The organism is Microbacterium marinilacus (assembly GCF_019753765.1).
Classification (GTDB): domain Bacteria; phylum Actinomycetota; class Actinomycetes; order Actinomycetales; family Microbacteriaceae; genus Microbacterium; species Microbacterium marinilacus.
Genome location: NZ_JAIJZW010000003.1, coordinates 298,344 through 310,640, shown reverse-complemented (window position 1 = coordinate 310,640; position 12,297 = coordinate 298,344). Strand labels below are relative to the sequence as shown.

The window sequence follows — 12,297 nt, the reverse complement described above, 5'->3', positions numbered from 1 at the left end:
AACCGGGGGCCTTCGTCATGAGAGCGGATCAGCCGATGAACTCGGCGAGATCCTGCTCGAGCGCGAACTTCGGCTTGGCGCCGATGATCGTGGTCTTGACCTCGCCGCCGTGGAAGACCTTCATCGCCGGGATCGACGTGATCTGGTACTTCATCGCCAGATCCGGGTTCTCGTCGACGTTGAGCTTCAGAACCGTGATCTTGTCGGGGTTCTCGGACTGGATCTCGTCCAGCACCGGCGCGACCATGCGGCACGGGCCGCACCACGCAGCCCAGAAGTCGACGAGCACGGGACCCTCGGCCTGCAGGACGTCCTGCTCGAACGTGGCCGAGGTGGTGGCCTTCGCGGTCATGTTGATCTCCTTAGGTGGAAGTCGTCATCATCCGGAACGCGGATGACGGGGAGTTTGTTCCGGGTCGGCGGGCGAGGGCCGTCAGGCCTCGACCAGCTGGTCCTCTGCGGGCGCGGGCTGTCCGGCATCGCCGCGCGCGGCCAGGTAGTGCTCCGCGTCGAGGGCGGCGACGGTCCCGCTCGCCGCGGCCGTGACGGCCTGACGGTAGGACGGGTCGATGACGTCGCCGGCGGCGAAGACACCCGCGACGGAGGTGCGGGACGAGCGGCCGTCGACGGCGATCGTGCCGTCAGCGGTGAGCTCGAGCTTGTCGTGCACCAGGTGCGTCCGCGGGTCGTTGCCGATGGCGATGAACAGGCCCTGCACCGCGAGGTCGCGGGTCTCGCCGGTCACCGTGTCGCGCAGGGTCACTCCCGAGACGGCCGTGTCGCCCAGCACGTCGGCGACCTCGGAGTTCCACACGAACTCGATCTTCTCGTTGGCCAGCGCCCGGTCCTGCATGATCTTCGAGGCCTTGAGGCTGTCGCGACGGTGGATCACGTAGACCTTCGAGGCGAACTTCGTCAGGAAGGTCGCCTCCTCCATCGCCGAGTCCCCGCCTCCGACGACCGCGATCTCCTTCTCGCGGAAGAAGAAGCCGTCGCACGTGGCGCACCACGACACCCCGTAGCCGGACAGGCGGTCCTCGCCCTCCAGGCCGAGCTTGCGATACGCCGAGCCGGTCGCGAAGATCACGGCCTCGGCCTCCTCCACGGAACCGCTGCCCAGCGTCACCTTCTTGATGTCGCCCGACAGGTCGAGCTCGGTCACGTCGTCGTAGGCGATCTCGGCGCCGAACCGCTCGGCCTGCTCCTGCATCTTCGCCATCAGGTCGGGACCCATGATGCCCTCGGGGAACCCGGGGAAGTTCTCGACCTCGGTGGTGTTCATGAGCTCGCCGCCCACCTCCACCGAGCTGGCCACGACCAGGGGCTTGAGGTTCGCCCGCGCCGCGTAGATGGCGGCGGTGAATCCGGCCGGACCCGATCCGATGATGATGAGCTGTCGCACGTGCGCCTCCTGGGTTTCGACTGCCTCAACACATGCTACGTGCGGCTCATTCCATAGACAAGCATCTATCAGTGGACGGAAAGGTCCCGGCCGGATCGACCGACCGGGACCTCCTGACCGCGAATCGCGGCGTCAGCGTGCGGCGGCGACGGCGCGACGTCCGAGAAGGACGCCGAAGCCGATCATCGTGACGGCCAGCGCGAAGTGGAGCCAGTTGTCCGCCGTGTTCAGCGGCACGAAGTTGGCCCCGTGGTCGTGCGGCACGAGCAGGCCGTACAGCCAGAGCAGCGCGTAGACCGCGCCGCCCCAGATCAGGTACTGGCGGGAGAACCCGAACGCACGTGCCGCGAGCAGGCCCACGACGCCGTACAGCAGGTGGACGACGTTGTGCAGGATCGACACCTGGAAGATGCCGAGCAGCATCGCGCCCGAGCCATGGCCGGCGAACTGCAGGCCCTCGATGTCGGTCGTCAGACCCGGGATGAACCCCCCGACGCCGACGATGAGGAAGACGACTCCGTAGAGCAGAGCGACCTTTTGAAGGGGCGATCGCGCGTAGCCGTTGGTGGGATGGGACGTGGTGCTCATTTTCCGACCCGCTCTCTGTCGACCGCGCGGCCGTTCCGTCGCGGTACCGAACGGAACCACGCCACCGAACCACCAGGACAGAGGCTTGACGGGGGCTCCGCCGAGATGCGAGGGGCCCCCGTCCGTGGCGGGTCAGTCAGGCGAACAGCGGCAGCACCGACACGACCGTCTGCCACAGCGCGTACACGAGCGGGATGCCCACGACGAGCCACGAGAGGACGAGCCGGACGGTCTGCGACGACGAGCCGGTGGAGGCGTTCTGATCGGTCACTTCGCCGCTCCTTCCTTGACGGTCGATGCTGCGGGCGACGTGGCCGGCTCGTGGAAACGCGTCGCGACGGGCCGCACCAGCAGGTTGGCGATGAAGCCGACGGCCAGCACGCCGACCATGGTGAGCAGCGCGGGCCGATAGTCGGCGGCGACGAGCTGGCCGGGTGTGCCACGCGAGTCGAGGAAGCCGTTGATGATCAGCGGCCCCGCGATCCCCGCCGCCGACCAGGCCGTCAGCAGGCGCCCGTGGATGGCGCCGACCTGGAACGTGCCGAACAGGTCGCGGAGGTACGCCGGGATCGTCGCGAACCCGCCTCCGTAGAACGACAGGATCACCGCCGCGAGGGCCACGAACAGCAGGGTGCTGTTGGCGCCCAGCAGAGCGAGCAGCGTGTAGAGCACGACGCCCACGCCGAGGTAGACCATGTAGATCGGCTTGCGGCCGATGTAGTCGCTCGTCGACGACCAGACGAAGCGGCCGGCCATGTTGAACAGCGACAGCAGCGCGACGAAGCCGGCGGCGGTCGTCGCCGTCACGAGCGACGCGCTCCCCTCGCGGAAGAAGTCCTGGATCATCGGGCTGGCCTGCTCGAGGATGCCGATGCCCGCCGTCACGTTGCAGAACAGCACGATCCACAGCAGCCAGAACTGCGGCGTCTTGATCGCGTTGTTCGCCGACACATGCGCGGTCGTGACCAGCGGCTTGCTCTTCACGCTCGCCGGGTCCCAGCCGGCGGGCTTCCAGCCCGCTGCAGGGGTGCGCACGTTGAACACCCCGAGCATCATCACCAGGAAGTAGGCGATGCCCAGCGTGACGAACAGCAGCGCCACGGCCGAGCCGGACGCGACCGACGCGGAGTCGGCGGGATCGTACGCCGGGTCATAGAGCGCCATGAGCTGCCGGGAGATCGGCGAGGCCACCAGCGCCCCTCCCCCGAAGCCCATGATGGCCATCCCCGTCGCGAGGCCGGGGCGGTCGGGGAACCACTTGATGAGCGTCGAGACGGGCGAGATGTAGCCGATGCCCAGGCCGATGCCGCCGACGAAGCCGTACCCGAGGTAGACCAGCCACAGCTGGGAGGTGGCGATGCCCAGGGCGCCGATCAGGAAGCCGGATGCCCAGAAGCATGCGGAGGTGAACATCGCCTTGCGCGGCCCGACCTTCTCGACCCAGGTGCCGAGGACCGCCGCCGAGACGCCGAGCATGACGATGGCGATCGAGAAGATGATCCCGATCGCCGTCAGCGAGGTGTCGAAATGCGCGACGAGCGCGTTCTTGTAGACGCTCGTCGCGTACGCCTGACCGATGCAGAGATGGATGGCGAGAGCCGCGGGCGGGATCAGCCATCGGCTGTATCCGGGTGGTGCGATCGTGTGCTGCCGGTCGAGGAACGACACTGTGAGGTACCCCCTTGTCCCCGTCGAGCGGGCGCACCGGTCGGCGCGGCCGCGATGCCCGAACGCTAGCGAGGGATGCCCGCCCGCACAACGAGCGACACGTCGGATCCCGTTGACCGGGAACGCGATCAGCGGCCGACGAGGCGGCGGACCAGGCCCGTGGCGGTGCGCAGCTCGGGGGCGCGGAACGCCGCCAGGGTGGCGACGTACACGACCACGGCGATGCCGCCGAGCACGGCGGTGCCGAGCGCGCCGAGCAGGCGTCCGGAGATGCCGTCGACGTCGGCGGCGAGCATCCAGCTCTCCGCGCCCCCGGCCAGGAGGTAGACCGCCACCGCGACGGCGCCGGCGGGAATCGCCGCGAGGGTGAAGCGCACGAGCGCCCACACCCATCCGCCCACGCCGAGCGGCCCGAGGCGCCGGCGCAGCAGCCACGTCGCCAGGATCACCTGTGCGAGGCTCGACAGCGACTGGCAGAACGCGACGGCCGACGTCAGGTCAGCCGGGCCCACGACGAGCGGCACCAACAGCGCCAGCCCGATGGCGATGGCCGCCTGGAACACCGTGAAGAAGAACGGCGTGCGGGTGTCGCCGTACGCGTAGAACGTGCGCTGCACGACGAACTGCACGGCCAGCGGCACGAGGCCCACGAGGAAGCCCACGAGCACCGCCCCGGCGGCGACCGCCTGATCCGGCCCGTTGGTGAAGATGCGCGCGGCGGGCGCGGACGCGGCGATCAGGGCGGCCGCGGCGATGACGACCAGGAGGCCGAGGGTGCGGATGCTGCGGTCGACGTCCGCGCGCACCTCGTCGTCGCGGCCGGCCGCGGCGTGCTCCGAGAGCTGCGTGAAGTACGGCGTCCCGATCGACATCACGATCACCGAGTACGGCAGCATGAACACGAGCCACGCGACGAACCACCCGGTCGCCGAGACGTGGTCGCCGGAGGCCCCCGAGATCACCCGTTGCTGCACGGCGGAGACCACCAGGCCGACCAGGAGCATCGCGAAGCTCCATCCGGCCGTGCCGCGGAGGGTGCTCAGGCCCAGGCCGCGCCACCGGAAGTCGGGGCGGATGCTGAGGCCGGTGCGGCGCCAGAACGCCACCAGCACGACGGTCTGGGCCGCGATGCCGAGGGTCGTGATCCCCCCGAACACGCCGATCAGCAGCGGGTCCCAGTCGGGGACGTCGCTGCGCTCGCCGCCGAACAGCACGATGAACGCGCCGAAGCCGACGATCGACACGATGTTGTTGACGATGGGGGCCCACGCGTAGGGGCCGAACACCCGACGGGCGTTGAGGGTCTCGCCGACGAGGGCGAACATCCCGTAGAAGAACACCTGAGGCAGGCACCAGTACGCGAAGGCGGTGCCCAGAGCCAGCTGATCGGGCGTGTACTTATCGGAGTCGGCGAAGAGCCGGATGAGCCAGGGGGCGAGGGCCATCGCGATCCCGGTGACGATCACGAGCACCACGGTGCCGAGGGTCAGCAGCTTGGAGAGGTGCCCGCGACCGCCGTCCTCGCGAGCGCTCCACTTCACGATCTGCGGCACCAGGACGGCCGTGATGAGCCCCGCGGACAGCACCTGGAAGACGTAGTTCGGCAGCTGGTTCGCGAGTGAGAAGGCGTCGGAGGCGCGTCCGACGGCTCCGATCGCCGCGACGAGCACGATCGTGCGGACCAGACCCGTCACGCGCGAGACGATCGTGCCGGCGGCGATCATCGCGCTCGCGCGCCCGAGGCTAGCCATTCGTCTCCTTCTGCGCGCCCGGGTCGTCGCCCGGCGTGTCCTGCTCGGGGGCGTCCTGCTCCGGTGTTTCCTGTGGCGGGTCGTCCTGCGCCGAAGCGCTCTGCTCCGGCGCATCGTCCTGTGCCGTGCGCCGCCGCCGCCGGATCGTGCGGAAGACGCCCGTGCCGATCAGGCCGACGATCAGCACGATGAGACCGCCGATGCCGATGCGCTCCCAGTCGGCGCGGACGGTCACCTCGACCGTGCGCGGCGGTCCGATGAGCTGGCCCTCCCCGTTCACGAGCGTGAGGTCGATGCGCACGTCGCCGCTGCCGACCCGCGCCTCGACCGGCACCTGCACGGCCGTCGTGGTGTTCGGCTGGATCTGTGCCGGGGTGCTCTCGGCGACGTCGAGCCGAGGATCGTCGGGATGCGCGGTCAGCGTCACCTCGATCGGGTACGGCAGGTCGTTGCGCACCCAGACCGGCAGGTCGACCCCGGCGCTGAGCAGCTGCACGGTCGTCGGCTGCTCGAGGCCGACCGCGTCGGCCCGCGCCGCCGAGCGCTCGCGGAAGCCGTCGGCGGCGTCCAGCCAGGCGCTGCGCCGCCCGTCCCACCCGACGGAGAGCGTCTGCAGCGCCTCCGCGCGCATCTGGCCCGTCAGCAGCGCCGGCTCCTCCAGCACGGTGGCGGTGAGGGCGACGCGGCTCTCGGCGTCGCCGAGCTCCGCGGCGAAGGCGAGGCGGGCCTCGTCGGGCGTCGTGTCGGTCGGGGCGACGAGCGCGGGCGACGCGTCGACGAGCGCGTCGAGACGCTGCGCGTCGAACGCCTGTCCGGCCGTCACGACCTCGATCGCGTCCCGCAGCCGCATGGCGAGCTCGGCGCCCTCCTCGGCCCCGTCCTCCTGCGTGTCCGTCACCGCCGCGCGATCCAGGGCGACCAGCATCGGGGAGCCGCCCGCCTCGTCGGCCGCGAGCCACAGCTCGGCTGTCGCGCCGACCATGGCCGCGCCGCGACCGGTCTCGTCGGCCTGCGCCGCGACGTCCTCCAGCGCGGACGAGGCGCCCGAGTCGTAGACGAGGACCGCGGCGCCGTCTCCGGTCGCCCCGGAGGCGCCCACCGCGGTGCCGTCGCCGCCCTGCTCCGTCGCGTCCGACGGGATCAGGGTGACGGCGTCGGGGTCGGCCGCGGTCAGGGCCTCGACCACGCCCGGGGTGGCGTCTCCCGGCATCGGCCAGTAGACCGACGCGCGGGTGGCGCCGATCTCGAGAAGGTCCTCCGGGTCGACGGAGGCGGGCTCGCCGGCGCCGGTGGCGGTCTCCGTCGGGCTGGGAGAGGGCGAAGGCGCCGGCTGGGGCTCGTCGACGACGTACGCGTCCAGCTCGAGCGGCTGCAGCGGCGCCTCGATCCCGGCCTGCAGCTGGGCCGCGACGTCGGCGTCGCCGAACTGCAGCGCGAAGCGGTCGTTGGGCAGCAGCAGCAGGCGCTCGAGCCAGTCGACCGCGCTGTCGGGGGCCGTCGTGCCGAGGGCGCGGATCGCGGCGGGGATGGCGGGGTCGACGGCCAGGATCGCGCTCGTCGACGACACTGCCTCGAGCTGCGCGGTCAGCACGCCGTCGGGCCCCGTCAGCTCGCTCAGCTGCTCGGCGCCCAGCAGCCCGGATGTCGTGGGCGGCGCGGTGATCGGGACGACGACCCCGGTGGGGGTCGAATCGTCGGAGACGATGACGACGCTCACGGAGGTCGCATCCCCCACGGTCGCCCGCAGCGGGTAGACGCCCGGGTCGAGGTCGCTCAGCACGTCGTCGCTCGCGGGGACCGTGATGCTGATCCGCTCGCTCTCGCCGGGCGCGACGTCCTCGCCGTCGACCGAGGCGACGAGCGCGAGCCCGTCGTCCGCATCCGAGCCCGGGCCGGCGCTCAGCCAGGTCGCCAGCTCGTCGCCGTTCTCGAGCCGGTCCCGTCCGAGCTCGAGCTCGACGGTGGACGCCTCGAGCGGCTGATCGGAGACGTTCTCGACCGTCAGCATCGTCGTCAAGGACGAGCCGGGGGCGATCACCCCGTGGGCGACGGGGGTGAGGGTGAGCTCGGGCCGCTCGGGCTCCTCCGTCGCGGCCTGCGCCGGAGCCGCGTTCGCCAGTCCCAGGAGCACGGCGAACGCCGCAGCGGGAAGGAGGGTGAGCGGATGCCGCCTGCGGAGAGCGGCCCGGCGCCGGGGGAGGTCCGTCGTCATGGTGGGTGCGGGGTGGTGCGTGGCGATCGCGTGCCGGATGGCTGGTCGCCCAGGCGAACCGCGGATCCTCTCGATTCTACGGAGCCGTCTGGGTATCGCCCGGACGGCGCGCGCCGGGGACGGCCGGATCCGGCGCGGCGCCGCGCCCCGTCAGGCGCTCTCGCGCCGCACCAGCCGGGTCGGGACGACCGTGCGTGCGGGCGTCTCGCGGCCCGCCACCCGGTCGAGCAGAAGGCGCACCGCGGTCTCGCCGAGCGCGTCGAAATCCTGCGCCACCGTCGTCAGGGGCGGCCGGTAGTCGGCCGCGTCGGCGACGTCGTCGAACCCGATCACCGCGACGCCTGCGCGCGCGGTCTCGCCGAGCGCGCGCAGCAGCCCGAGCGCCATCTGGTCGTTCGCGACGAAGACGGCGTCGCCGGGGCCGAGCCGGTCCGCGAGCTCGCGGCCGCGCAGGTACCCCGACCGGGCCGACCAGTCGCCCCGCAGCGGGTCCGGCGCCGCGACGCCGGCGGCCGCGAGCGCCTCGCGCCATCCGCGCTCCCGCTCGGACGCGGCGTACGACCCCGCGGGCCCGGCGAGGTGATGAACGGTGGCGCGTCCGGCGGAGAGCAGATGCGCGACCGCCTCGGCCGCTCCCCCGGCGTGGTCCGACTCGATCGCGACCGAGCCGTCCCCCGGGGCGGCGTCGACCGTGACCAGCGGGAAGGCCCCCGAACCGGCCGTGCGCGCGGCCGGGCTCGCCTCGTTCAGGGCGATCGCGCCGTCCACCCCCTGATCGGCGAGCGCCGAGAGCGCGGCCTGAGCGGTGTCGGGGGTGTCGTCGGCGAGCGTCATCACCAGCACCGCGTGGCCGTGGGCGGCCCCGGCGGCCACCACGGCCTCGAGCATCCGTGCGTTGCCGACCGAGGCGAGGGTGCGCACCAGGACGCCGATCGTCCCCGATCGTCCCGTCCGCAGCGCGCGGGCGGCGCGGTGCGGACGGTAGCCGAGCTGCGCCATCGCCGCCTCGACGCGGGCGCGGGTCGCGGGGTCCACACGCTCAGAGCCGTTGGCGACGCGCGAGACGGTCTGCCCGGAGACCCCCGCGAGCCGGGCGACGTCGGCGGCCGACACGCTGCGTGCCATGACCCGTCCTCTCGCTCGCGGTGCGGAACGCGCCCCTGCTGGCGCCCGCGGATCCGATCCCCCTATCATGCATGTTGACGTCAACATGCGCCACGGCGCAACGGAGGACCCTCATGCCGCATCCCGATCCCGCATCCGCTGCGCCCGCGGACGAGGCGCCCGCAGGCGCCGCCCGCCTCGGTGCCGGCGTGGTGCGCCGCCCCGCGCGACTGGCCGACGGACGCGAGCTGCTCTACTACGACGACCCCGGCACGACCCTGCCCGACGAGCGGCGCGTCGACGAGCGCGACCTCACCCCGAGGCCCGACACCGCGACCATGCGGCGAGACGTGCTCACGGGCGACTGGATCTCGGTGGCCGCCGCCCGCCAGAACCGCGCGCACCTGCCGCCGGCCGACCTCGACCCGCTCGCCCCTCAGTCGCCGACCAACCCGTCCGAGCTGCCCAGCTCGTACGACGTCGCGGTGTTCGAGAACCGCTCCCCCTCGTTCGGGCCGGCGCTCGACGTCGCCGTCGGCACCGAGCCCGCCGCCGCCGACGCGCCCCGCGGGCTCGACGACCTGGCGGCCCCCGGCCTGGGGCGCTCGCGCACGTCCGTCGGGCGGTGCGAGGTCGTCTGCTTCAGCCCCGAGCGCACCGGCTCCTTCGGCACGCAGACCGTCACACGCGCGCGCACGGTGATCGAGGCGTGGGCCGACCGCACGGCCGCGCTGTCGGCGCTGCCCGGCATCCGCCAGGTGTTCGTCTTCGAGAACCGGGGGGAGGAGATCGGCGTCACCCTGCAGCATCCGCACGGCCAGATCTACGCCTACCCCTACATCACGCCCCGCACGCAGCTGCTGCTCGCCTCGATCGAGCGGGAGGGCGCCGACCTGTTCGAGCGGATCGTCGCCTTCGAGCAGGCGGGGCCGCGCGTCGTGATCGAGGGCGAGCACTGGATCGCGTACGTCCCGTTCGCCGCCCGCTGGCCCATCGAGGTCCACCTCGCCCCGCGCCGGCACGCCGCCGACTTCACCGAGCTGAGCGGGGCCGAGCGCGACGAGCTCGCGCCGCTGTACCTGCGCCTGCTGCGCGGCCTCGACGCCCTGTACGACGCCGACACCCTCGCGTTCGCCGGCGGCACGCCGTACATCGCGGCCTGGCACCAGGCCCCCGTGGACGTGGCCCGGGGCACGGCGCGCCTGCACCTGCAGCTCACCTCGCCCCGCCGCGCGGCCGACAAGCTGAAGTTCCTCGCCGGCTCCGAGGCCGCGATGGGCGCCTGGATCGGCGACATCCCGCCCGAGCAGGCCGCAGAACGCCTGCGCGCCGCCCTCGCGACCGTCCCGGAGGCCTCCGCATGACCGCTCCCGCATCGACGTCCCCGCACGCGTCGGCCGCGCTCGACGAGGCGCGGCGGCTGTTCGCCCATGTCTCCGGCCGTCAGCCCGATGGCGTCTGGTCGTCGGCGGGGCGCGCCAACCTGATCGGCGAGCACACCGACTACAACGAGGGCTTCGTGCTGCCCTTCGCGATCCAGCACCGCACCTACGCGGCAGCCGGGCTTCGCTCGGACGGGGGCGATCCGCGGATCCGCGTGGCCTCCACGTTCGCCGCCGGGGCCGTGGAGCTCGCGGTCGGCTCCCTCGCCGCGACGTTCGACGGCCCGGCCGGCACCGCGGTCGCCGACGGGGCGGTGCCGGAGTGGGCCGCCTACGCGCTGGGCGTGGCATGGGCCGCGCTCGCGGCCACCGGTCGATCCGCCGACGAGCTGCCCGGCGTGGACATCGCGATCGCGTCCGACGTGCCCGTGGGCGCGGGCCTGTCGTCCTCCGCGGCCATCGAGGGCGCGGTCGCCTCGGCGCTGAACGAGGTCTGGGGCCTCGGCCTGCCGCCGCTCGAGATGGCGTTGATCGGACGCCGCGCCGAGAACGAGGCCGTCGGCGCCCCCACCGGCGTCATGGACCAGGTGTCGTCGATCATGGGTCGCGCCGACGCCGCGACCTTCCTCGACTGCCGCTCGCTCGACACGCAGTCGGTCGACCTCGGCTTCGCCGCCGAGGGGCTCGAGCTGCTCGTGATCGACACGGGGGTGAAGCACTCCCACGCCACGGGCGGCTACCGCGACCGCCGCGACGCGTGCGAGCGGGGAGCGGCAGCCCTGGGCGTGGCCGCCCTGCGCGATGTGCCGGCGGCCGACCTGGATCGCGCCCGCGATCTGCTCGACGACGCCACGTTCCGCCGCGTGCGGCACATCGTCACCGAGAACCAGCGCGTGCTCGACACCGTGGGCGCGCTGCGCACCTCGGGCCCCCGGGCGATCGGCGACCTGCTCGTCGCCTCCCACGCCTCGATGCGCGACGACTTCGAGATCTCGGTGCCCGAGCTCGACGTCGCCGTCGAGACGGCCGTCGCGGAGGGCGCGGTCGGCGCACGGATGACCGGCGGCGGGTTCGGCGGATCCGCCATCGCCCTGGTCGAGGCGGCGGCCTCCGCGCCGGTGACCGCCGCCGCGGAGGCCGCCTTCGCGGCCCGCGGCTTCGCGGCCCCCCACTGCTTCACCGTCATCCCCTCACAGGGCGCCCGCCGCGACGCCTGACGTCCGCCCGGTCCTCCCGGCCCATCCACGGCCTCGTGGTGCACGACGCGGGTGCGGGTGGGACCGGACGGTCAGAGGGCGTCACGAGCCGTCGAAGGCCTCGCGGGCGCGCTCGATCGCCGGGTAGTGCTCGATGGCCCACTGCGCCAGGGCGAGGGACGGCTCGATGAGCGTCTCGCCGACGGCTGTCAGCCGGTACTCCACGCGCGGCGGCACCTCGGCGTGCACGGTCCGCGTCACGAGGCCGTCGCGCTCGAGCTGACGCACCGTCAGCGTCAGCATCCGCTGCGAGACGCCGGGCACGTGCCGCTGCAGCTCCGTGAAGCGCAACGTGCCGTGCTGCAGGGCCCCGATCACGAGCAGCGACCACTTGTCGCCGATGCGGTCGAGCACCGTGCGGATGGCCCGGCCATGCTCCTCGCCCGCGCGCTTGCAGGTGTCCTCGTACTCGGTCGAGGGGGCGTCGTCTGCGAGGGTCATGCGTCCGTCCGTGTTCGTCACGCACATCCGTGTGCCTTTTGTGCGGCCTCCGCGGATCGCGGATCATGGGCATGCTCACACATCGTAAGCCACGAACAGAAAGTAACCCATGCTCATCGCCCTGTGGATCGTCAACGCCCTCGCCGCCCTGCTCATGCTCATGGCCGGCTCCATGAAGGCCATCCGGTCGAAGGACGCGCTGCGCCCGCAGATGGCGTGGGTGGACGACTTCTCCGCCGGCTTCGTGCGGTTCATCGGCGTCGTCGAGGTGATCGGCGCGCTCGGCCTCGTCCTGCCCCTCGCGACGGGCATCGCGCCGATCCTGACGCCCATCGCCGCGACCGGCCTCGCGATCGTCATGTTCGGCGCCGTGGTCGTGCACATCCGCCGCAAGGAGCCGTTCCTCCCCGCCCTGGTCATCGCCCTGCTCGTGACGGCGTCGGCCGTTCTCGGCTACCTGGTCGTCCTCGGCTGACCCCGCGCGATCGCGCGG

Annotated in this window: 12 protein-coding genes; 3 read left to right on the top strand and 9 right to left on the bottom strand. The window is 72.6% G+C overall.

The annotated features are described in order from the left end of the window. Positions 1-28: 28 nt before the first annotated feature. From trxA to K5S26_RS07085, 8 genes are all read right to left on the bottom strand, one after another. Positions 29-352 (bottom strand): thioredoxin, encoded by a 324-nt coding sequence (gene trxA, locus K5S26_RS07115; protein WP_221857272.1) that lies wholly within the window; start codon positions 350-352, stop codon positions 29-31. A gap of 81 nt (positions 353-433) precedes the next feature. After that, a complete protein-coding gene (gene trxB, locus K5S26_RS07110; RefSeq protein WP_221857271.1) occupies positions 434-1,402 on the bottom strand; it encodes a thioredoxin-disulfide reductase in 969 nt (322 codons plus the stop codon). Positions 1,403-1,534: 132 nt separating this feature from the next. Then, positions 1,535-1,990: a DUF4383 domain-containing protein gene (locus K5S26_RS07105; RefSeq protein ID WP_221857270.1), complete on the bottom strand. Its 456-nt coding sequence runs from the start codon at positions 1,988-1,990 to the stop codon at positions 1,535-1,537. A gap of 136 nt (positions 1,991-2,126) precedes the next feature. Further along, positions 2,127-2,261, bottom strand: coding sequence for an MFS transporter small subunit (locus K5S26_RS18960; protein ID WP_281427177.1), 135 nt, complete (start codon positions 2,259-2,261; stop codon positions 2,127-2,129). Beyond that, the gene (locus K5S26_RS07100) at positions 2,258-3,658 is read right to left on the bottom strand and encodes an OFA family MFS transporter (protein WP_221857269.1); all 1,401 of its coding nucleotides are present in this window, start codon (positions 3,656-3,658) and stop codon (positions 2,258-2,260) included. Before K5S26_RS07100 ends, K5S26_RS18960 begins: the two co-directional genes overlap by 4 nt. A gap of 128 nt (positions 3,659-3,786) precedes the next feature. Then, positions 3,787-5,409 (bottom strand): murein biosynthesis integral membrane protein MurJ, encoded by a 1,623-nt coding sequence (gene murJ, locus K5S26_RS07095; RefSeq protein WP_221857268.1) that lies wholly within the window; start codon positions 5,407-5,409, stop codon positions 3,787-3,789. Then, on the bottom strand, positions 5,402-7,621 hold the full coding sequence (locus K5S26_RS07090; protein WP_221857267.1) for a DUF6049 family protein: 2,220 nt from the start codon (positions 7,619-7,621) through the stop codon (positions 5,402-5,404). Before K5S26_RS07090 ends, murJ begins: the two co-directional genes overlap by 8 nt. A 150-nt stretch (positions 7,622-7,771) precedes the next feature. After that, on the bottom strand, positions 7,772-8,746 hold the full coding sequence (locus K5S26_RS07085) for a LacI family DNA-binding transcriptional regulator (protein ID WP_221857266.1): 975 nt from the start codon (positions 8,744-8,746) through the stop codon (positions 7,772-7,774). Positions 8,747-8,859: 113 nt separating this feature from the next. On the opposite strand from K5S26_RS07085, the gene galT reads away from it, so the two are divergent. Both galT and galK read left to right on the top strand, forming a co-directional pair. After that, positions 8,860-10,089, top strand: a complete 1,230-nt coding sequence (gene galT, locus K5S26_RS07080) for a galactose-1-phosphate uridylyltransferase (RefSeq protein WP_221857265.1) — start codon at positions 8,860-8,862, stop codon at positions 10,087-10,089. Continuing rightward, on the top strand, positions 10,086-11,324 hold the full coding sequence (gene galK / locus K5S26_RS07075; RefSeq protein ID WP_221857264.1) for a galactokinase: 1,239 nt from the start codon (positions 10,086-10,088) through the stop codon (positions 11,322-11,324). Before galT ends, galK begins: the two co-directional genes overlap by 4 nt. A gap of 81 nt (positions 11,325-11,405) precedes the next feature. Here the strand turns inward: galK and K5S26_RS07070 are convergent, their stop codons facing one another. Beyond that, positions 11,406-11,825 (bottom strand): winged helix-turn-helix transcriptional regulator, encoded by a 420-nt coding sequence (locus K5S26_RS07070; protein ID WP_308122824.1) that lies wholly within the window; start codon positions 11,823-11,825, stop codon positions 11,406-11,408. Between the two features lie 88 nt (positions 11,826-11,913). On the opposite strand from K5S26_RS07070, the gene K5S26_RS07065 reads away from it, so the two are divergent. Continuing rightward, positions 11,914-12,279, top strand: a complete 366-nt coding sequence (locus K5S26_RS07065; RefSeq protein ID WP_221857261.1) for a DoxX family protein — start codon at positions 11,914-11,916, stop codon at positions 12,277-12,279. Positions 12,280-12,297: the final 18 nt, after the last annotated feature.